This window comes from Pontibacter sp. LHS1 (assembly GCF_058932855.1).
Map to the genome: position 1 here is coordinate 301,972 of NZ_JBZYWF010000002.1, position 21,767 is coordinate 323,738.

The window sequence follows — 21,767 nt, forward strand, 5'->3', positions numbered from 1 at the left end:
CTGCTTAGTACTTGCGGGAATTGAAGCCGAAGAGCAGACTGAAACGAGCGCCGTCCCTGGAGGGTGCCACCGCAAAGTTGACCGGGAAGTTAATTCCCTGGCTCTGGAAATTGGTGCCAACCGCCAGCACGATTCCCGCACCGCCAAGCGACACGTTCGGACCGAGACCAAACTCCAGCCCCTTCGCCCCTCTTATACCTACCAGCGCACTCAGGCTCGGCAGAAACTTGCCCTGCTCCAGGCCACCTATCAAAGGCACAAACTCAAACAAACCGGAGGTACCGTTTTCCAGCGTAAACACCCGTGTTTCAAACTGCCAGCCAAACTGCGTCATAAACGCATTCACATTAGTATCGAAGTCATTGCTGATGTGGTCGATGTACTTTTGGCTGAGGACAGTGAAACCCAATCGGGGACCGCCAAGCTTCAGATTCTCCTGCGGATAACCCGTGCGTTGAGCGTATACCGGCTGTTGCACGGCAGGTCGCATCTCGTTCATGGTCACCTTAGTGCCATTTTCATACTTGATCATAAATACATCCGCTTTGGCGATTGAAATAATGGGTCCCTCCAGGTTATCGAAGCGCTTGTATTTGACAGCCTCCAGGTCAATCTCGAGCACCTTAACTTCCAGCTCGTCGCCGTTGCGTTTGATGAGGATGTCCTGCGCCTGACCGGTAAAGTAAACAAGGCAGGCAATGAATGTGAACAGTAGATTTTTCATGGTCGATGTGTGTTATGGTTTATTTATTTTTCCTGATTCTGATGGATCAAACCTACAACACACCCACAGGTATAGAAAGCCAGCAAATTAACTTTAAGGACTTTTAAAATTTAATGAACATCATCGTATACAACTAGCTAACAATTACTTATATTCACAACTTAAGACTTTTACAATTTAATAGGTAGCTAATTATAGCTACTAAAAAATCATTCAACAGATACTTTGGGCTATTAGAAATAATGCATCTCCATGTCATTGACCACGACCTCCATAACTAACGCACGATGGACGATCTTAAGATAACGATGGAAACACTCGGTGAGGAAGACCGCCGGGAGCTTGGCATTTTCATTCAGCGACAGAAAAAGAAGAAGAGCCGCAAAGACCTGGCACTCTACAAGCTACTGCTGCAGGAGAAGCCTTATACACCCGAACAACTAATCTCCCGGCTGTACCCTGATGATCCGAACCCGGTGGCCTACTATGCGCTCCGTAAGCGCCTGACCCGTCACCTCACCGACTTCATTATGCTCAAGCGAATGGAGGAGGACAGCACAGCGGCCTCCACAATCATGGGCTTGCTCTCCCTGGCCCGCTACCTGTTCGATGCGCGGGTAGAACGACTGGCCTGGCACTACCTGCTCAAAGCCGAAAAACTAGCTGCCGCCAACGAACAGTACGACCTCCTCAACACAATTTACAACTTGCAGATCGAAAAAGCAGACAGTGAGTTTGCCGAAGACCTGGACCAGATCATAGCCAGGCGCAATCAAAACAAATTAGCAGCTGATGAAGTCGAAAGAGCCAACATTGCCAGCAGCATCATCAACCAGCGCCTGCAGGCTGTCCGGCGACAGGGCAGTGACCTGCACTTCGACCGGATCATACAAGAGGTGCTCGCCAGTTATAACCTGACGGAGGCCGTGAGCAAGCGTCCCCTGCTGCTTTACAAGCTGATGTCCATCGCCCGCAGTGCCGTACTGGCCCGGAAAGATTTCCTGACCTTTGAGCCTTTCATCATCAGCCAGTACCAGGAAACGGAGCAGAAATACGGTTTCATCAAGGCGCACCAGTACTACAAGCTCAGCCTGCTTTACATGATCGCGCACGTGCTATACCGGAACAAGAAATTTGTGGAGTCGATTAATTACCTGGCCCTTCTGCACAACAGCATGAGCGGCGATGGGAAGAACCACTATGCAACCTTTTACCCGCGCTACATTTTTTTGATGGTAGCTAACCTGGTCTTTCTTCGCAACAACGAAGAGGCCATCGGGCTGATGGAGAAACTGCTTTACAAAAGCAAGGTGCACCTGAGTCAGCGTGACCAATTGACTGCCCTGTTAGGCTTGAGCTTCAACTATTTCGCGCAGGGTGCTTTCGGTAAAGCAAACCGCGTGTTGCTGGGCATCAAGCGATCTGACAAATGGCTGGAGCAGACCATGGGGCGTGAATGGGTGCTGAAGAAAAAAATGGGCGAACTGATTCTGCAGTATGAGCTGGGCAACGAGGACCTGGTGCTGAACAAGATCAGGTCATTCGAGCGCACCTTCAAAGACCTGCTGCTACAGCCGGCTTACTACAATGTGAAGCAGTACCTGCAACTGATCAAGCACATGGTGGACCAACCGGCGCTTGTCGCCAGTGAAGCATTTTTTCAGCAGGTAGAACAGAGTCTGGAGTTTGAGTCGTTTGAGAATACTGACATTCAGGCCATGAGCTTTTACGCCTGGCTCAAAGCCAAAATGCTGCGCCGCCCTTACTATGATGTGCTGCTGGAACTGGCGCAGAGTGATTTGTAACGTAAGCGTTCAGGGTCCGATCAACACAAAAAATTGCGGTGCGCGTATGGGCTAGTATTGAAGACTAAAAGGCAGAAGACCATGGCATCAGACAAGTATACCGTACCGGCGCAGACCCGCATCGGGCATGTGCACCTCAAGGTTGCAGACCTCGATCGGGCCCTGGCTTTTTACCGCGACCTGCTGGGCTTTGAGTTGGTGATGATGTACGGACCGGATGCAGCTTTTGTCTCAGCGGGTGGTTACCATCATCATATCGGGCTGAACACCTGGTACAGCAAAGGAGGTACACCACCTCCGCCACGCAGCACAGGCCTTTTCCATACCGCCATCCTCTACCCTACCCGCAAAGACCTGGCTGCCATTCTGAAGCGGATCCGGGACGCTGGCTACCGCCTCGATGGTGCTTCCGATCATGGCGTTTCGGAAGCGCTATACCTGTCGGACCCTGATGGCAACGGCGTAGAGTTGTACTGGGACAGGCCACAGGAAAAATGGCCCCGCGACGAAGAGGGCTCCATCACCATGTATACCCAGCCGCTCGACCTACAGGACCTGCTCAACGAACTCGAAAAATAAGCTTCACCCATAACCACAGCACCCATGCCCCACATCGTCCTTATTTCCTCGAGCATACGCACCGGCCGCAAAAGCCACCGCGTCGTGCTATACCTGAAAAAGTACCTGGAAGAGCACCAGCTCGCCACTACGGAGATTGTCGACCTGAAAGCATATGACTTCCCGGTATTTCATGAACGATACAGTCGCCAATCAGAACCAACGATCGCCATGCAGGAGTTCAGGGGGAAAATTCTGGGTGCGGATGGCATTATCATCGTGACACCGGAGTACAACGGCGGCTATCCGGCCAGTCTCAAAAACGTAGTGGACCTGCTTTATGATGAGTGGCACCGCAAGCCGGTAGCGATCTCAACAGTTTCGGGAGGAGCCTTTGGCGGTACGCAGGTGATCACGTCGCTGCAGTTCACACTCTGGAAAATGCGCGCCTGGACCGTTCCCGCCATGTTCCCCGTACCCAAGGTGCAGGACAACTACGACGAAGAAGGCAACGCCACAGACAAAGAAGCTACTGACAAGCGGGCCGATCACTTTCTGCAGGAACTGCTCTGGTGTATAGAAGCGAAAAGCAAAATGGAGCAGGAAGCCGTTAAGTCCTGATACCCGGGATTCTACACTTAAGCCATCCGCTGTCATTTCGACTGGGGGTAGGGGCCCTCTATTAGGGAGAAATCTGAGGCATTTACAACTGAATCGGCCACAACACCCTCGCCAGAGGCAAGCGAGGGCAGTGGACCGAAGCCTCCTAGAAAGCAGTCCTATCGACTATCAAGGCTAAGACTAAGATTGAGACTTAACCCTACCCTTCCAGCTCTACATAGTCAGCGCTGCGCGGCAGCTCCATGAAGTGCTGCGCCAGTTCTTCAGGAAGCTCGGTTAGTTTGCGCTTGAGCACATCCATCCAGGCGCCTTCCACTTTGATCACCGCCGCTTTCACGCCATCCTCCTTGAACAGTTCGTGTCGCAGGGCCCAACGGGAGCCGTCCTTACGGCTAGCTGTCAGCTCCGTCTTAATGGTCACCTCCTCGTTTATTCCTACTTCCCGCAGATAGGTGGTTTCTTCTCTAAACAGGATTGGGCCAATGTGCAGGCGCTGAAAGGTTTTCAGATCCATCCCCAGTTCTTCCAGGGCTTCGATACGGGCCTGCGCCGCAAAATCGGCATAAGCGGAGTGGCGCATGTGCATGTTCGCATCCAGGTGCGACCACATTACTTTGTTGGTGTAGGTATGGGGCATATAAGTTTATTTTTAGATCGAAGTGATAACGGTAATGAGGCTGCAAAGTTAAGTCCTGCAGGTATAATACAGGTCGTTTTTTTAAAACTTACTCTGGTAAATAAGCCAATATAAAGCTATGTTTATATTCTAATTGCTAGTCTTACAGACTTATACTCCTATTTAAAAATTGTTATCGAGTGCCTATGAGAACAACTTTACTATTGTTAGTCATTTTACTTGCCGCCACTACCTATTCCCGAGCTCAGATTGCCAACTTTGATCTTTACCAAAAAGTAGGGATAACGGTAGGTCTGGAGGAGGACATTGCAGTTGACTCCGAGGGAAACATGTACCTACCTCATCAAAAGTTGCAAAAGTTTACCCCTGAAGGCAAGGTTATTCATAAGGACCCCTTATGCGACATAGATTTCAGGGGTTATAATAGCTATAGAATAGCTTTCGACGCAAAAGGCAATCTATATGCACTCAGCTATTCCGTCTCAAAACTTTCTAAATACAACAAAGACGGGGAGCTGCTTTTTGAGATCGGAACAAGGGGGAAAGGTCCGGGTCAATTCAGCTATCCGAATAATATTAAAGTAAACTCCAAGGAAGAAATTTTTGTAGCTGACAGCGGAAATGGCCGAATTCAAAAGTTTGACAAGGAGGGGAATTTCCTGCAGGAAATAACGCTTGTTACCGGCAGCATTAGCCTGGATGCACACGACAATTTATTCGCGCTTGACGTTCCAAATAAAAGAATCATCAAGTACTCTCCCCAGGGTGAGCAGTTACTGGTATTTGGTCACAGCGAGGATGCCGGCACCAGGCTGAATGGTCCGGTTCAGCTTGATGTAGACAAGAAAACGGGGCAAGTGTATGTGTTTGACAACCTAATAAATGGTTATGGTTACAAAGGCTTCCTTGTATTTGACGCGAACGGAAACTATGAAAGTAAATCTATTCTGGATTCAGGACCCGGACGCTTAATGGGATCAAGCCATTTGATAGCCGTTAACCACGAAGGCAATATCCTGATAGTTGATCAAAGCCATCAAATCGGCAACAGTCAAATATTTCTTTACGATAAAAAAGGGCAATACCTCGACTCGTGGGGAAGGAAATGGTCACCAAAGGAAATTACACTGGATGAAGATGACAACATTTACATTATAAACTCTTCCGGTAAGGTAACGAAGTTCGATCATGAGGGTGAGGTTGTCATGGAATTTGGATACGCAGGGTCGGGTTTGAGCATCTTAGCTCCCAGTGCCATATCCGTTGACATTTTTGGAAATATCTATGTCCTCAATAGTTCTAAAAACTCGTACTCTGGCAATGCCATCTTCAAGTTTAATAGCAAAGGGCAATTTCAGCAGCGCTTCACTGATTTTGGTGATGATGTTTCGGATAACTATTTTACTGACCTTGCGCATGACGCTGCAGGGAATATGTATGTGACAGACTATTACAGCGGAGTAGTCCGCAAAATAAGCCCCCAGGGAAATTTCATCACAAAAATTGGCAGTTGGGGTCCAAATCCAGGACAACTTTGGGTACCCCAGGCTGTCGCTGTCGACCTGCTTGGAATTATTCATGTACTCGATTACAAGGGAACACGCATTCAGCAATTTGATGCCAACGGTAAATTCATCCGTGAGTTTGGTAAGTACAGTTCTAGCTATATATCATGGGATGTGGACAGTGATCTTGCACTGGATGGCAAAGGTAACATCTACGTAGCTTCTAACATTTCAGAGCTTTTTCAAATTTTTAATGCTAAAGGGGAGCTTCTGCATGAGGAGAAAAGAAGTTTGGATTATGTTTCGGCTAACAGAAGTGGTTCCCGGCTGATTTTGGGAGGTCGTTATGCTAACACTTTTTCTATTTATCAATCACCTGATTATCAGGAACCTAAAAGCCTTATCACAGGATTTGTGTACCATGACACAAACAGCAATTGTACCCTGGATACATCTGAACAGACGCTTGCTGGTATTGTGGTGCAAGCCATGCCAGGCCCGGTTTATGGGATAACGCGTGCGGATGGCAGCTACCAACTTAAAGTTGATCCGGGCAATTACTCACTTCAGACGATCCTGCCAGACCAGATTGGCAGAAAAATAAGCGCTACCTGTCCGCAGCCTGGGGAACTTAAGAATGTAGCTATTACCAGAGCAGGCGAAATCATCGATGCCATCAACTTCGGCAACCGTGCTATCCTCTCCCCCTACCTTTCCGTGAGCGTATCCTCCACCCGGCGGCGGCGCTGCTTTGAGAGCACCACCACCGTGCGCTACGTAAACTCCGGCTTCGCCCCGGCCCCCGACGCCAGGGTGTACCTGCAGCTGCCCAAGGAGGTGGAGCTCCTCTCGGCCGACAGGCCCTATACCCGCCTGCAGGACGGCACCTACGAATTCAGGGTGGGCGACCTGGCCGCCGGGCAGTCTGGCACCATCACCGTCGAGGACCTGGTGACCTGCGGAGACGAGTCGGTGCGGGGCCTCACGGTCTGCACCCGCGCCTGGATCACCCCCTCCAACAACGCGCCGGCTGAGCCCACGCCGACCGTCTCCATCACCGGCCGCTGCAACGCAGCAACAGGTATGATCCGCTTCGTGGTGCGCAACACCGGCACGGCTGACATGACAGACCCCGGTCTCTTCCGCAAGTACGCCAATGGAGAGTTGGCCTCCGTGGAGCAGTTCCGCCTGGCCGCCGGCGACAGCCTCGTGCTGTGGGTGCCCTCCCTGGGCTACACCTGGCGCCTGGAGGCAGACCAGCCCCGGGGCAACGGCGACAACACCACGGCCAGCGTCACCATCGAGGGCTGCCCGGGCACGGAGGCGAGCTCGGTGAGCCGCGGGCAGGTCAACCTGCTTCCCGCCGATGACGAGGAGGCAGAGAGGTCCGCGGAATGCATGCTGATCACCGACTCCTACGACCCCAACGACAAGCTCGTCACGCCCGCGGGCCGCACAGAGGAGTTCTACACCCCCACCAACACGGCCCTCAAGTACAAGATCCGCTTCCAGAACACGGGCACCGACGTGGCCTACCGCGTGGTGGTGGTTGACACCCTTTCCGAGCACCTGGACCTGAGCACGCTGCAATTGGGTGCTACCTCCCACCCGAGTCGTGTGGAGGTTACAGGCAAGGGACGCCCCGTGCTCACCTGGACCTTCGACAACATCATGCTGCCCGACTCCACGGCAGACGAGCCCGGTAGTCATGGCTATATTCAGTTCAGCATCAAACCGAAGGCGGACCTTGCCGAGAAGACGCTGGTGGAGAACCTGGCCGACATCTTCTTCGACTTCAACTCCCCCATTCGCACCAACATTACCCAGAACCGCATCTACGACATGCCGCCGGTGATAAACGAGAGTGTGCGGGTGAACCTGGAGGATGTGCTGGCCACGCCAGGCATCGCAGGCTTTGAACCGGCCGCCGGGAGGTTCGGCTCGGAGGTCACCATCACAGGACAGCGCTTTGCCACAGCCCCTGCCGACAACAAGGTATACCTCAACGGCAGGGCGGCCACGGTGGTGAGCGCCTCGGCTACCGAGCTGAAAGTACTGGTGCCGGCGGGCGCCACCACGGGCGCCCTGCAGGTGATCACCCCGGACGGCGGGGCGGCCTCCTCTGGTAAGTTCCAGGTGTACCAGCCGCCCGTGCTCGCCTCCTTCAGCCCCGTAGAGGGCATGGTGGGCCAGACGGTGACGCTCTCCGGCGAGCACCTGCAACCAGCGCTGATCGAAGTAATAAAACTCGGCAACCTCGATTGTGAGATTATCGGGCATAATGGCAACTCAGTCACGGTGCGGGTGCCTGGGAACGCCGCAACGGGCGCTTTCCGGATCAGCACCAAAGGCGGCGAGGCTGTGAGCGGCTCGGCCTACACCGTGTGGTACGCCCCCACGATCACGGCCCTGAACAAAGAAACAGACATTGTGGGGGCGAGCCTGACCATCACGGGTGAGAACTTCTCAAGTGACAAAGCGCGTAACAAAGTTCTTTTCGGGCAGGCACTGGCCCAGGTGCTGGAGGCAAGCCCGCAACAATTAGTCGTGCGGGTGCCGGAAGGGGCCGCCTCTGGCTTCATCTCCCTGGAGACGCCCGGCGGAAAGGCCACAGCCGCCACGGCCTTCGAGGTGATCCCGGCCCCGAAATTCACGGCCATGCAGCCGGCCAAGGGCGCGGTGGGCACGGTGGTGGAGATCACCGGCGGGCACTTCGGCATCATGGGTCAGCAGGACAGGATTACCTTCAACGGACGGGAGGCGCTGGTGCTGGAAGCCTCCGGCGACAGGTACAAGGTAAGAGTGCCACGGGGCGCCTCTACCGGCAAGGTGACCATCACCGGCTACGGCGGCCAGGCCCACAGCAGCGCCGACTTTGTGGTAGAGGAGCTGACTCCGGCCGAGGCCATCACCATATACCCCAACCCGAACTCGGGCCAGTTCACCCTCAGCCTGCGCCACGCCGACTTCGACGTGCAGCTGGTCGAGGTGTACGATGCACTGGGCAAGCGCCTGCACCAGACCCGCATCACCGGGCCGAGGCCCGAGGCGGTGGAGATAAACCTGCCGACTGCCAAAGCCGGCCTGTACTTTCTGCAGATTCAGACGGAACAAGGCTTGATCGTCAAGAAGATAACTGTGCTGTAAATTTCTTGTCCATTTAAGGCTATTACAGCATTGTCAGCTTGTTATAAATACTAAGCAGCCTCACGTTGTTCGTCTTCTAAAGATTTGATAGCGTCGTAAAGTGCAGGGCTGTTATCGCGCAGCTTTTCTATAACATTGGCTAGGTTATAGAACCGTTCGGGCTCGACTACGGAGCTGTTTGCGAAGGCCTTTAAAAGCGTATGAAGGATTTGGGTATAGTTTTCTTCAAATTCGTCTGGGTTCATAAGTAAATGGCTAAAAGTTGACGTATCAACAGGATACAAACTATACCTTAAAATAATTCGATTGTAGCAAAAAAAAGCGTCGTACATTCCTGCACGGCGCTTTTTTGTCCTTTGTCAAAAATTTCTTTTTCTAAGGCAAGCTTACAGCTTCTTCAAACCCTTCTGCTCCTGCTTGCTTCCCTCCTTCACGCTCACGGCCACACCGCCACCCGGGGCCAGCTGCTGCTTGAGCACGCTCTTAGAGTTCACCAGCACCTTGCGGATTTCATACTTCTGCGGGTTCTTGTTCCAGCTGGCATCTTTCGCATCAGCGTAGATGGTCGCGATATAGGTTTTGCCTTTTGGCAGGTAGTCGAAACGCACGTTGGCAGTGCGGGTATTTTCATCCGTAATACCGCCGATATACCACTCGTTTTTGCCTTTCGCTTTACGGGCAATCGTAACGTAATCACCCGGCTCGGCTTCCAGCACCCAGGTGTCATCCCAGTCCACGGCTACGTCTTTGATGAACTGAAACGCATCGGGGAAGCGGGTATAGTTATCCGGTATGTCAGCCGCCATCTGCAGCGGGCTGTACATGGTCACGTAGTAAGCCAGCTGCTTCACCAGCGTCGTGTTCACGCGCTGCTCACCACCGTGGTAGTACGACAGGTCCGTCTGGAAAATACCCGGCGTGTAGTCCATCGGGCCACCCATCAGGCGGGTGAATGGCAGAATAGTCGTATGGTCGGGTGCCAAACCGCCCATCGCCTCAAATTCGGTACCGCGGGCAGATTCCTGCGCCAGCCAGTTCGGGAAAGTACGGTGCAAACCTGTCGGGCGAACCGCCTCGTGGCTGTTGATCATGATCTTGTATTTGGCCGCCGTGCGGGCCACGTGGTTGTAGTGATTCACCATCCACTGTCCGTCGTGGTGCTCGCCGCGCGGGATGATCTTGCCTACATAGCCTGTCTTCACGGAATTATAACCATGGTCCTGCATGAACTGGAAGGCCTCATGCAGACGGCGCTCGTAGTTGGTGGCAGCTCCTGAAGTTTCGTGGTGCATCATCACACGCACACCTTTCGACTCCGCGTATTTCTGCACTTCCTTCACATCAAAATCAGGGTAAGCGGTCACAAAATCGAACACCTCCTCTTTCCAGTTACCGAACCAGTCTTCCCAGCCTATGTTCCAGCCCTCTATCAGCACCGCGTCAATGCCGTGTTCGGCTGCGAAGTCGATGTGCTTTTTGGCATTTTCAGTCGTGGCACCGTGACGACCATTAGGCGTCAGTTTCGAAAAGTCGTCGGTCAGCTTCACATTCGTTTCCTTACCATAGGCCCAGGTGCTCTTGCCAGCCACAAAGTACTCCCACCAGATGCCGATGTACTTCATCGGTTTGATCCACGACACGTCTTCGTATGCAGTCGGTTCGTTCAGGTTCAGGATCAGTTTAGAAGCCAGAATATCGGTAGCTTTGTCGCTCACCACAATGGTTCGCCAGGGTGTCTGCGCATCGGTTTGCATATAGCCTTTGTTACCAACCGCATCTGGCACCAGGTGCGAGCTAAATTTAAAAGTCTTCGGATCCACGTTCAGCTGCATAGCCGGGTAGTTGAGCAGCGCCGCTTCGTGAATGTTGATGTACAATCCGTCGGATGACTTCATCATAGAGGGCGTCTGCACAGCCAACGTTTTGATCGGGTGCTGGGCATGCACATCGTGTATGGCCTTCTCCATCAGGTTCGGGATCTGGGAGATCTGCGATGTGTTATAGTGGTACTCATTGGTGTCGTAGTCGCCCGGAATCCAGAAGATCTTGTGATCGCCGGTCAAGTTGAACTCCGTGTGCTCTTCTTTGATGATGAAGTACTTCAGCTCCGGCTGCTGCGGGAACTCGTAGCGGAAACCCAGGCCGTCGTTGAACAGACGGAAGCGGATGCGGATATGGCGGTCCTTGTGCTCCTTCTGGTTAAGTGTTACCAGCAACTCGTTGTAGTGGTTGCGAATCGTTTTCTGCTCACCCCAAACCGGCTCCCAGGTATCGTTCACGCTGTTCTGCTCGGTATTGGCAACTGTAAACCCGTTCATCATAGAAGGAACATCCTGCATCTCAAAGCCCATCTTACTTTGTGTGATCACCGGCTTCTTTTTGTAGGTCAGCTGGTAAGTAGGCACCCCATTGGCTGCCAGTTCAAAGGTCATCGACAGGTTTTTGTCCGGGGAGGTGATGGTCTGCGCCTGCACCAGCACGGTAATCAGGAACAGGAAAAGGAAAAGTGACAGCCGCCGTGAGATGCGACCGATCAGGTTAGTGTTTTGTTGCATAGTGTAGAAATGATACATGTAATGTAGAAACCGCTGATTGTACTCCGCTAGCCTCCTACAGGTTTTGAATGATGCATGCAAATTACACTAAAAATCGCTTTATCCCGAGGAGGCCTTTCTAACACCTTCTCCCACAGTCCGTATACCTGTTCCAAACACTACTATAATCCCATGGAAATTATTCACGACGAAGAAGACACCCGCTTTTATATTATCCTCGAAGGTGGTGAGGCCGAGCTCACCTACACCATCACAGACCAGGGACATATGGACTTCGACCATACCTATGTGCCCGAGCAACACCGCGGTCAGGGTATAGCCGACAAACTGGTAAAAGGAGGGCTGGATCATGCCAGGGCGTGCAAATGCCAGATTGTACCTTCCTGCCCCGTTGTGGAAGCTTATGTGAAACGCCACAAAGAATACGACGACATCGTGTGTTGGGAGTAGCTTATACCTGCTGCTTTGTATTTTGCGGCCGGAGCAACATCCAGATGATCAGCCCGACCGGCCATACCATGAACAGGACCATCAGGGCCACCAGCCAGGGGGATTTGCCTCTGCGGCGGGCATCGCTATAGGACCAGATCACACTCCACACCACAAATACCAATAGCACGATACCGATCAGGATACCTATCAGACCCAAGCCTGTGAAGAATGATGAAAAACTGTGCTCCATAATTTACTTTATCAACTATTTATAACGAATGCGTTCCGCCGTGGTTGAAAAAATGGCGCGAGCGTCCTCCCTCGTGTCTACTATAGAGGGGCCTCTGGCTTATTCACGCTGCACATGTTACAAATTGTTCAGGATGATAGCTGTCCAACACTTATCGCTTGTTTAGCCAATCTTCGCCGGTATAGGCTCTTTCGGATTAGCAAACTGCATTGTTCACGAGCTAGAATTGACGTAGTAAATATTGTCATGATGTCTCGCCATACCTATCTGTATCTGTCATCCCGACGACAGGAGAGATCTGATGTTTAAAGCCCATTGGCTCCAGATTTCTCACTAGCGTTCGAAATGACAGCTTTATACAGGCTCTTTAATATTATGTCAGTGCCCCAACTCAGCCATACCCTCCAAAGAGTTTCCCGTACATGAGACATTATTTCTATCTAGTACTGGCCTGAGGCCAATTCACAAACCGACAAAAATGAAAGACGAGAATCAGAAATACCTGTGGTGGCAGGAAGGCGTAATATATCAGATCTACCCACGCTCGTACCAGGACAGCAACGGCGACGGCGTGGGCGACCTACAGGGCATTATCCAACGACTCGATCACATCCAGTCGCTGGGCATCAAAGCCATCTGGATCTCCCCTATCTTCTCTTCTCCCATGGCCGATTTTGGCTACGATATTTCTGATTACTGTGGCATACACCCGCTGTTCGGGACGATGGAGGATTTTGACGAGCTGTTGCAGGCGGTACACGACCGGGGCATGAAGCTGATCCTGGACCTGGTGCCCAACCATACCTCCAACGAACACCCCTGGTTCAAAGAGTCCTGCTCTTCCAAAGACAATCCAAAGCGCGACTGGTACATTTGGGAGGATGCCAATGAAGACGGCTCCGAGCCTAATAACTGGCTTAGTGTGTTCGGGGGCAGTGCCTGGGAGTGGGACGAGAAAACAGAACAATATTATTACCATGCCTTCCTGAAAGAGCAGCCCGACCTGAACTGGCGCAATCGGGAGGTGCAGGAGGCGATGATGGACGTGATGCGCTTCTGGCTCGACAAGGGGGTGGACGGCTTCCGGGTGGACGTGATGTGGCACATGATCAAAGACGATCAGCTGCGCGACAATCCCACGAATCCGGACTATAAATCGCACCAGGCCACTTACGAAAAGCTGATTCCGGCCTACTCCACCGACCAGCCCGAGGTGCACGATATCGTGCGTAAAATGCGTGCCGTGCTCGACGTGTACGATGAGCGCATGATGATCGGTGAGATCTACCTGCCCATCCACAAGCTGATGACCTATTACGGGACCGACCTTAAAGGAGCGCACCTGCCTTTCAACTTTCTGCTGCTCTCCACCGACTGGGATGCAGGAGAAATCGCCTCCAACATCAACCAGTACGAGGCTGCACTGCCGGAAGGTGGCTGGCCAAACTGGGTACTCGGCAACCACGACCAGTCACGCATCTCCAGCAGGGTTGGTCAGGACCAGGCACGGGTAGCGGCGATGCTCCTGCTCACACTGCGCGGTACACCTACTATCTATTATGGAGATGAGATAGGCATGCGCGATGTGCCTATACCTGAGGAGGAGGTGCAGGATCCGCAGGGTCTCAACATGCCCGGGCTCAACCTGAGCCGGGACCCGCAGCGTACGCCCATGCAGTGGGACGACAGCGAAAATGCAGGCTTCAGCCCCTCTAAGCCGTGGTTGCCATTGCCAGCAGACTACCGTCGGGTGAATGTAAAGGCACAGTCTGACGACCACTGCTCCATGCTGGCACTGCACCGGCGGTTACTGAACCTCCGTCAGAAAGAAGACGCCCTGCGCATCGGGCACTACAAGCCCATGGAGGCTCAGAAACCGCTGCTGGCTTATATGCGCTATACCGCTGATACGCGCTTTCTGATACTCCTGAATCTCAGTCACAAAACCTGCCATTTCCACCCGGAGCACTTCCAGTTTGAGGGAGCCATTGAAATAGACACGCTGCCAGAGCGTGAAGGCACTGAGGTGAAAAATCGGGTAAGCCTGAGCGGCGACGAAGGGATGGTGATCAGGTTAAAGCATCTGTAAGACCAATAACATCTACAACACCGTATTTATGATAATGAGTAGTAACAGAAATACATTAATGGAATCGTTAACGAAAAATGCAGCACCTGGCAAGTGAGTTCACCTCTATATTCCTCCGCGATATAGATAAATTCGCAGCAGAGATCCGGGCTTTTGAGCAGGAGGAAAACCTTTGGAAAACAAAAGGCCACACATCCAACTCAGCTGGAAATCTCTGTCTGCACCTGGTCGGCAACCTGAGCACTTATATCGGAGCTATATTGGGCGAGAGCGGCTATGTGCGGGATCGGGAAGCGGAATTCAGCCTACGACACATACCCAAAGAAAAGCTACTGGAACAGATTGCGGAGGTGAAGCAAATAGTCGCTTCTACGTTGGAGCGTCTCTCCGCAGAACAGCTGCAACAGCTTTATCCGCAGCAGGTGCTTGGCTATGAAATGACCGTCAGCTATTTCCTGATACACCTCTACGGCCATTTAAACTATCACCTCGGCCAGATTAACTACCTGCGACGCATCCTGGAATAGGTATGTATTGGGGGGAGAATAAATTCAGAAAATTTAGTTCTGTAAATTATGAACTAATGAAACTAAGTTATACCTTTGTTCCGTTATAGCTAAAGAATAACAAAAGCAAAGATATGACTCTTAGCGAAAAACAGCGCGAACTGATCGAACAAATCGGGATTTATCACGAAAACAACGGCTTTCAACCGGCGGTAGCCCGGGTGGTAGGCCTACTGTTGGTGTGCGATAAACCTGAATTAACTTTTGAGGAGATCAGTGAAGCGCTCAATATCAGCAAAAGCGCTACCAGCAATGCGCTTAACATGCTCCTGAACACAGGACATATTGAGTACACTACCTTTTCGGGTGACCGGAAGCGTTATTTCCGCATCAAATCGTCTAATTGGCGTGAGATGTTTGCCAAGAAGATGGAAGATCTGAGTCACCTCAACTCACTTTTAAAACGGGTACTGGAAGTCAGAAAACGTGAAAATCCAATTTATGATACGAAGCTAAATGACTTTATCAGCTTTTTGGACTACATGAAAGCACAAATGCCCCGCCTGATCGACGAGTGGGAAAAAAGTAGAGCATAATTTTTTTAGTTTTTAAGTTCACAATTTTCAGAACTAACTACTTATATCTAAACATAATAAACAAAAACGTGAAAATCAAATATTTAGTAGTCGGATTGGCCATGCTTTTCGTGAAGCCGGTTGTAGCGCAGGAGAAGCCCGATGTGCAGACGCTGAGTCTGCAGGAGGCCATCACGTATGCGCTGGAGCATAACGAAGACATGCAAAAGGCATCCTACGACCAGCTGAGCGCCAAGTACATGGTCAAAGAGGCCAAGAGCAACGGACTGCCGCAGGTGAACGGATTTGGTAATTTCAATATGTATCCGGCTATACCGGTGCAGGTGATCCCGAACGTGTTTGAGGGCAAGCCTGATGAAATGATTCCGGTGCAGTTCGGTACCAAGTACAATGCATCGGCAGGTATACAGCTTCAGCAGTTGCTGTTCAACCAGTCGTACTTTGTAGGCCTGAAAGCAGCCAGGACCAGCGAGGACCTGTACCGTCTGCGCAAGGCCATGACAGAAGAAGAAGTAATGTATAACGTGAGCTCTTCTTATTTCCAGATCCTGCAGACGAAAGAGCAGTTTGAGATCATCAACGCCAACCTGGCCCGACTGGATCAGCTGGGCAAGATCCTGCAGCTGCAGTATGAAAACGACCTGGCCCGCAAAGTGGATGTGAACCGCATCAAGGTGAACAAGACTAACCTGGAGACCCAGCTGCAAACGCTGACCAGTGCGCTTGACCAGCAGATGAATATCCTGAAGTTCTTTATGGGTATGCCGCTGGAAGAAGGCATCGCATTGACAGACGCCACTATTACACTCGATACCGGAGCAGCGGCTTTCAACAGCAGCAAGGACCTGGTGCAGGGACAGACGCAACTGCAGTTGCTGAACAAGCAGACCGAGCTGACGGAACTCCAAAAGCAGAACATCAAGGCGGGCTACTACCCTACCCTTTCAGCCACGGGTACATTCCAGTACAATGCCATGCGCAAGGAGTTTAACTTCTTCGATAATAATCAGCCATGGTTCAGCACAGGCATTATTGGGCTGCAGCTCAACATCCCGATCTTTGACGGTATGCGCAAGCACTCGCAGGTGAAGCAGACAGAGTACACGCTGAAGTCTTTGGAAGCTGACCGCCAGAAACTGACCAAGAACCTGGAAGTGGCGCTGGAGAACTCTATCAGCCAGTTGCAAAACAGCTCAGCCTCCATTGGGGCGCAGGAGCAGAATGTGGCGCTGGCACAAGAGGTATACGACACCACCAATGATCTTTATAAAGAAGGCATCTCGCCGCTGACCGACCTGCTCGAAGCTGAAGTGAGTCTGCGCGAAGCCAAAACAAATCTGAACAACGAAATGCTGAAGTACCAGCTGGCCCAACTTGGCTACCTGAAAGCTACCGGCGACCTAAACACATTAATTAAATAAGCATCACAAAGAACAAAATGAAAAAGCTGATTTATATCGTAGTCGTTATCGTGATTTTGGGCGCTATAGGCTTTAAGCTGATGAGCAACAAAGAGCAAATGGCAGCCAACGCCGCCGTAGCCTCCATCAAGAGCGATGCTATACCTGTGACCATTACCGAAGTGGCTTCTGCCAAGCTGGACAAGTCCTTTACGGCACAGGGCAATTTCGCCCCAATCCAGAGCCTGACACTGCTATCTGAAACACAAGGCCAGATTAAAAGCGTGCTCAAGCGCAAAGGTGACAAAGTGAAGGCAGGCGAACTGCTGGTACAGGTAGAGAGCAACACCATGGCCGCCGACCTGGCCACTGCGCAAACCAACGCTGAGAAAGCCAAGCGTGACCTGGAGCGTTTCGAGAACCTGGCAGCAGGCGATGCCATCACCAAGCGTCAACTGGAAGATGCCCGTTTAGCTGCTAAGTCTACTGAGGGACAATTGGTAGCTGCCCGCCAGCGCCTGAACAAGACCCGCATCACCGCCCCTATTAGTGGCGAGATCAACGAAATTTATGTAGAAGTAGGCTCATACCTGAACGCTGGTACAAAACTGTACGACATCGTGAACGTGGACAAGCTGAAGCTGAAAGTAAAAGCTTCTGAAAGTGAGGTACTGCTGATCAACAAAGGTGACAAGGTAAAGGTGAAAGCTGATGCCGGTTCAGGTCAGGAGTATGAAGGCACTGTGACAGCCATTGCTGCCCAGGCTGATGCAACCCTGAAGTTTGACGTGGAGGTGGAAGTGAAAAATGCCGCTAACAACAACCTGCGTGCCGGTATGTATGGCACCGCTTTCTTCGATGTAGCCGATCAGCGCGAAGCCATGCTGTTGCCACGTGAAGCGATTGTGGGTAGCATCCAGAACCCCCTTGTGTATGTGGTGAAAGACGGTCAGGCCAGCCAGCGTCCGGTACGTGTGGGCGTAGTAACGCAGGACCAGGTAGAAATCCTGGACGGCGTAAAGCCAGGCGAGCAAGTGGTTCGCAGTGGCCAGATCAACCTCCGCGAAGGCATGAAGGTAACGGTGCTGAAGTAACAGACAAACTTCTTTCTCAAGAAAATTTAGAAATGAACATAACCAAAATATCTATACAGCGCTCAACTTTGGTGGTAGTGGTCTTCACGGTCCTCACACTGCTAGGTGTTGCGAGTTATAGCGCACTAAACTACGAGCTTCTTCCGAAGTTCAACCCGCCGGTACTGACCATCTCTACCATCTATCCGGGTGCCTCTCCTAACGAGGTAGAGAACTCAGTGACAAAAGAGATCGAGGAAGCCCTGTCGGCACTCGAAAACGTGAAAACGATGCGTGGCACCTCCCTGGAGAGTTTCTCCATTATTGTGGTGGAGTTGAACCAGGGAACCAACGTTGACCTGGCCCTGCAGGACGCACAGCGAAAGATTAACACTATCCTGGCCAACCTGCCGGATGATGCGGAGTCGCCAACGCTCAACAAATTCGACCTCGATGACCTCCCGATCATCAAGATGGGTGCCACAGCCAACATGTCGCCGACCGAATTCTATGACCTGATTGACAAGAAAATCAAGCCGGAGCTGTCGCGCATACCAGGTATGGCCGCCATCAAAATTCTGGGTGGTCAGGAGCGTGAGATCAAGGTAAACATCGATGCCAACAAACTGGAGGCTTACAACCTCTCTATCCTGCAGGTACAGCAGAAGATACGCAACTCCAACCTTGACTTCCCTACGGGTAAAATCAAGCAGGAAAGCGGACAGACACAGATTCGTTTGGCTGGTAAGTTCCAGTCTCTGGACCAGTTGCGTGGCCTAATCATACGTGAAGACCAGAACGGTATTGTGCGCCTGGCTGATGTAGCCGAAGTGCAGGATACGCAGAAGGACATCGAAGTAATGACACGTGTGAACAGCAACCCATCGGTTGGTATCACCATCCAGAAGCAGTCAGATGCCAACGCCGTGGAGGTAAGCCGTTTAACGAAGGAAGCCCTGGGCGAACTGGAGAAAACCTACGCTGATGTTGGACTAAACTTCAACATCGCCAACGACTCCTCTGACTTTACGCTCGAGGCTGCCGATTCGGTACTGCATGACTTGATGATTGCGGTAATTCTGGTGGCGGTCGTGATGTTGCTTTTCCTGCACTCCTTCCGAAACGCGGTGATTGTGATGATCTCTATACCTGCCTCCCTGGTAGCGACCTTCATCTTCATGTACCTGTTTGGCTACTCGCTTAACCTGATGTCCCTACTGGCACTCTCGCTCGTGGTAGGTATCCTGGTGGATGACGCCATTGTGGTGATTGAGAACATTCACCGCCACATGGAAATGGGCAAAAAGCCTGCGCAGGCCGCATACGACGGTATCCGGGAGATTATGGCGACGGTAACTTCCATCACACTGGTAATAACGGTTGTGTTTATACCGATTGCCCTTTCATCGGGTCTGGTGTCAGACATCCTGCGTCAGTTCGCGGTGGTAGTGGCCGTTTCAACGATGATTTCGCTCTTCGTAGCCTTTACCCTGATTCCACTATTAGCGAGCCGCTTCTCCCGTTTGGAGCATATTTCGGATAAGAACATTTTCGGACGCTTCATCCTGGCTTTTGAGCGCTTCCTGGACCGCATCATCGACGGTTTCACGGCAGCACTGAAGTGGGCCTTTAACCACAAGTTTATAACGTTGGGCGTGACCATGATTTTGCTGGTTGCATCGTTTGCGCTGGTACCACTCGGCTTTATCGGTTCGGCATTTATTCCTGCTGGTGACCGTGGTGAAGTAAGCTTGCAGCTGGAGTTGCCTAAAAACTCTACCGTAGAGCAGACCAACTTTGCAACACGCCAGGTAGAACAGTACTTAGAGGCTTTCCCGGAGGTATCGAAAGTATTTACCACCGTAGGTACTACTTCTTCCGCACAGCAAGGCCAGAACACAGCTTACAAAGCAGAGGTATCGGTTACGCTGGTGGATGTGAAGGAGCGTACTTTCAGCACCGATCAGTTCAGCCGTCAGGCCAAAGCCGATATCGAGAGCAAACTTCCGAACGTGGAAGTGACGCCAGTGCCGGTAGGTCTGGTGGGTAACTCACAGGCCCCTATTCAGCTGATTATCTCGGGTTCTAACCTGGATAGCGTAATGGCTTTCTCACAGCAGGTAATGGGTGTGGTAGAAGGCGTGTCAGGTACAGCCGACGTGGAAATGTCAGTGGAAGGCGGTAACCCGGAGATTGAAGTAGTAGTGGACCGTGATAAGATGGCCAATGTAGGCCTGTCGCTGGAGAACGTGGGTGCAAGCATGCAGCTGGCCTTCAGTGGTAACTCCGACGTTACCTTCCGCTCCGGAACCGAAGACTACGACATCAACATCCGCCTCGACGAGTTCGACCGCCGTAGCGTGACCGACATTGCCAACCTGTCTTTCGTGAACAACCAGGGACAGCTGGTGCGCCTGGGTCAGTTTGCCGACATCCGCCAGTCTACTGGTCCGTCGCAGTTGGAGCGCTACAACCGCGTGACTTCCGTGAACGTGAACTCACAGGTAATCGGTCGTCCGTCTGGTTCGATCGGTGCAGAGATTCAGGAGAAGCTGGCAGCAGTAGAAGCGCCAAAAGGTGTAAGCTACGAATTCGGTGGCGACATGAAAAACCAGAGCGAAGGTTTCGGTACGCTGGGTATCGCCCTGCTGGCCTCGATCATCTTCGTGTACCTGATCATGGTGGCCCTGTACGACTCTTATGTATACCCGCTGGTGGTTCTGTTCTCTATACCTTTGGCAATCATTGGTGCCTTGCTGGCCCTTGCGCTGGCACAACAGGCGCTAAGTATCTTCTCCATCCTGGGTATCATCATGATGATTGGTCTGGTAGCCAAGAACGCCATTATGGTGGTGGACTTCACGAACAAGCTGAAGGACGAGGGCGTGGAAGTGAAAGAGGCCCTGACCGAAGCGGTACGAATTCGTTTCCGTCCGATCCTGATGACGACGCTGGCGATGGTGATAGGTATGTTGCCAATCGCATTGGCAGGTGGCTCAGTGGCCGCGACCAAAAACGGTCTGGCATGGGCTTTGATCGGTGGTTTGAGTTCTTCCATGTTCCTGACCCTGATCGTGGTGCCGATCATCTACTATGGTTTCGACCGCATCCTGGCCAAGTTCGGCCTGGATAAGAAAACGGTGATCCACCTGGAAGAGAAGTCGCTGGAAGAATTGGAGCACGAAACAAAGGAGCTCGAAGAAAGAAAGATGGCGCACGAGTTTGCGCACTAAGATATTCCCCCTCCTCCTGCCCGATGTAAGGCAGGAGGAGCCTGGTGGAAAGCGTGAAATGAATTACCCTTTATTTTAGAACATATGGCAGATCCTAGAACTACCTTATACAAAGAGGTAATTAATCTGGTAAGCAGATTAAAAGCAATCGCCCCACATAAACTTTCCGGCCCCAAAGGACTTTGGGAAAATGGAATGGATATAGTTGACGTTGTAGATATTATACTGGCAGTAGAGAAAAAGTTTGATGTCGTGATCCCGGACGAAGTACCGGTGTATTCGATTGACGATCTGGTAAACTACCTGCAGTTAAGAAAGGCGAGTTAGCCAAAAGAATTTCCCATTTGATACAAGCCAAAAAGGTGCAGGACTTTATCCTGCACCTTTTTTTATGCTGTAACAGTTGCGGGCAAAGCCCGCGAACTGAAAACACAAACAGTATTATTTCCCCTTATACCTGGTAGCGGTCATACTTTTGATAGCGGTAGTACTTTTGGTTCTTTCGCTCCTCTTTGCCATACATGTAGTACAACAGGTAGCCTACTGCATAAATTGACAGTACTGTTAAGATGATGAATACCTCCATAACCTGATGCTTTTTTATCCAAGTTGCCTTATATACGAAAGTTAATAGGT

General features: G+C 51.6%; 18 protein-coding genes. 12 read left to right on the top strand and 6 right to left on the bottom strand.

Going from position 1 to position 21,767, the window contains the following annotated elements; genetic code table 11:
- Window positions 1-4: 4 nt before the first annotated feature.
- Window positions 5-724 carry a hypothetical protein gene (locus tag AC5FXQ_RS05695; RefSeq protein WP_493601528.1) on the bottom strand — a complete coding sequence of 240 codons (720 nt, stop codon included), beginning with the start codon at window positions 722-724 and terminating at the stop codon, window positions 5-7.
- A gap of 287 nt (window positions 725-1,011) precedes the next feature.
- Here AC5FXQ_RS05695 and AC5FXQ_RS05700 point away from each other — a divergent pair, with 287 nt between their 5' ends.
- The 3 genes from AC5FXQ_RS05700 (at window position 1,012) to AC5FXQ_RS05710 (ending at window position 3,708) form a co-directional block, all read left to right on the top strand.
- Entirely contained in the window at window positions 1,012-2,529 is a 1,518-nt protein-coding gene (locus AC5FXQ_RS05700) for a hypothetical protein (RefSeq protein ID WP_493601529.1), read from the top strand.
- 81 nt (window positions 2,530-2,610) lie between these two features.
- The gene (locus tag AC5FXQ_RS05705) at window positions 2,611-3,108 is read left to right on the top strand and encodes a VOC family protein (RefSeq protein ID WP_493601530.1); all 498 of its coding nucleotides are present in this window, start codon (window positions 2,611-2,613) and stop codon (window positions 3,106-3,108) included.
- 24 nt (window positions 3,109-3,132) lie between these two features.
- The gene (locus tag AC5FXQ_RS05710; protein WP_493601531.1) at window positions 3,133-3,708 is read left to right on the top strand and encodes an NADPH-dependent FMN reductase; all 576 of its coding nucleotides are present in this window, start codon (window positions 3,133-3,135) and stop codon (window positions 3,706-3,708) included.
- A 199-nt stretch (window positions 3,709-3,907) separates the two neighbouring features.
- On the opposite strand, the gene AC5FXQ_RS05715 is transcribed toward AC5FXQ_RS05710, so the two are convergent.
- Window positions 3,908-4,345 (bottom strand): acyl-CoA thioesterase, encoded by a 438-nt coding sequence (locus AC5FXQ_RS05715; RefSeq protein ID WP_493601532.1) that lies wholly within the window; start codon window positions 4,343-4,345, stop codon window positions 3,908-3,910.
- Between the two features lie 185 nt (window positions 4,346-4,530).
- Between AC5FXQ_RS05715 and AC5FXQ_RS05720 the strand changes: the two genes are divergently transcribed.
- The gene (locus AC5FXQ_RS05720; RefSeq protein WP_493601533.1) at window positions 4,531-8,997 is read left to right on the top strand and encodes a DUF7619 domain-containing protein; all 4,467 of its coding nucleotides are present in this window, start codon (window positions 4,531-4,533) and stop codon (window positions 8,995-8,997) included.
- Between the two features lie 50 nt (window positions 8,998-9,047).
- Here AC5FXQ_RS05720 and AC5FXQ_RS05725 read toward each other — a convergent pair whose 3' ends face one another.
- Both AC5FXQ_RS05725 and AC5FXQ_RS05730 read right to left on the bottom strand, forming a co-directional pair.
- Window positions 9,048-9,242, bottom strand: a complete 195-nt coding sequence (locus AC5FXQ_RS05725; RefSeq protein ID WP_493601534.1) for a hypothetical protein — start codon at window positions 9,240-9,242, stop codon at window positions 9,048-9,050.
- Between the two features lie 141 nt (window positions 9,243-9,383).
- Complete coding sequence (locus tag AC5FXQ_RS05730) at window positions 9,384-11,552, bottom strand: glycoside hydrolase family 97 protein (protein ID WP_493601535.1); 2,169 nt, start codon at window positions 11,550-11,552, stop codon at window positions 9,384-9,386.
- Window positions 11,553-11,723: 171 nt separating this feature from the next.
- On the opposite strand from AC5FXQ_RS05730, the gene AC5FXQ_RS05735 reads away from it, so the two are divergent.
- Complete coding sequence (locus AC5FXQ_RS05735; protein ID WP_493601536.1) at window positions 11,724-12,002, top strand: GNAT family N-acetyltransferase; 279 nt, start codon at window positions 11,724-11,726, stop codon at window positions 12,000-12,002.
- A 1-nt stretch (window position 12,003) separates the two neighbouring features.
- Here the strand turns inward: AC5FXQ_RS05735 and AC5FXQ_RS05740 are convergent, their stop codons facing one another.
- Complete coding sequence (locus AC5FXQ_RS05740; protein ID WP_493601537.1) at window positions 12,004-12,234, bottom strand: hypothetical protein; 231 nt, start codon at window positions 12,232-12,234, stop codon at window positions 12,004-12,006.
- Between the two features lie 478 nt (window positions 12,235-12,712).
- On the opposite strand from AC5FXQ_RS05740, the gene AC5FXQ_RS05745 reads away from it, so the two are divergent.
- From AC5FXQ_RS05745 to AC5FXQ_RS05775, 7 genes are all read left to right on the top strand, one after another.
- The gene (locus tag AC5FXQ_RS05745; protein ID WP_493601538.1) at window positions 12,713-14,323 is read left to right on the top strand and encodes an alpha-amylase family glycosyl hydrolase; all 1,611 of its coding nucleotides are present in this window, start codon (window positions 12,713-12,715) and stop codon (window positions 14,321-14,323) included.
- Between the two features lie 77 nt (window positions 14,324-14,400).
- On the top strand, window positions 14,401-14,850 hold the full coding sequence (locus AC5FXQ_RS05750; RefSeq protein ID WP_493601539.1) for a DinB family protein: 450 nt from the start codon (window positions 14,401-14,403) through the stop codon (window positions 14,848-14,850).
- 113 nt (window positions 14,851-14,963) lie between these two features.
- Complete coding sequence (locus tag AC5FXQ_RS05755) at window positions 14,964-15,425, top strand: GbsR/MarR family transcriptional regulator (protein ID WP_493601540.1); 462 nt, start codon at window positions 14,964-14,966, stop codon at window positions 15,423-15,425.
- 68 nt (window positions 15,426-15,493) lie between these two features.
- Window positions 15,494-16,846 carry a TolC family protein gene (locus AC5FXQ_RS05760; protein ID WP_493601541.1) on the top strand — a complete coding sequence of 451 codons (1,353 nt, stop codon included), beginning with the start codon at window positions 15,494-15,496 and terminating at the stop codon, window positions 16,844-16,846.
- 17 nt (window positions 16,847-16,863) lie between these two features.
- Window positions 16,864-17,919 (top strand): efflux RND transporter periplasmic adaptor subunit, encoded by a 1,056-nt coding sequence (locus AC5FXQ_RS05765; RefSeq protein WP_493601542.1) that lies wholly within the window; start codon window positions 16,864-16,866, stop codon window positions 17,917-17,919.
- Between the two features lie 32 nt (window positions 17,920-17,951).
- Window positions 17,952-21,131, top strand: coding sequence for an efflux RND transporter permease subunit (locus AC5FXQ_RS05770; protein WP_493601543.1), 3,180 nt, complete (start codon window positions 17,952-17,954; stop codon window positions 21,129-21,131).
- An 84-nt stretch (window positions 21,132-21,215) separates the two neighbouring features.
- On the top strand, window positions 21,216-21,458 hold the full coding sequence (locus AC5FXQ_RS05775) for an acyl carrier protein (RefSeq protein ID WP_493601544.1): 243 nt from the start codon (window positions 21,216-21,218) through the stop codon (window positions 21,456-21,458).
- A 124-nt stretch (window positions 21,459-21,582) separates the two neighbouring features.
- Here the strand turns inward: AC5FXQ_RS05775 and AC5FXQ_RS05780 are convergent, their stop codons facing one another.
- Window positions 21,583-21,717: a hypothetical protein gene (locus tag AC5FXQ_RS05780; RefSeq protein WP_493601545.1), complete on the bottom strand. Its 135-nt coding sequence runs from the start codon at window positions 21,715-21,717 to the stop codon at window positions 21,583-21,585.
- Window positions 21,718-21,767: the final 50 nt, after the last annotated feature.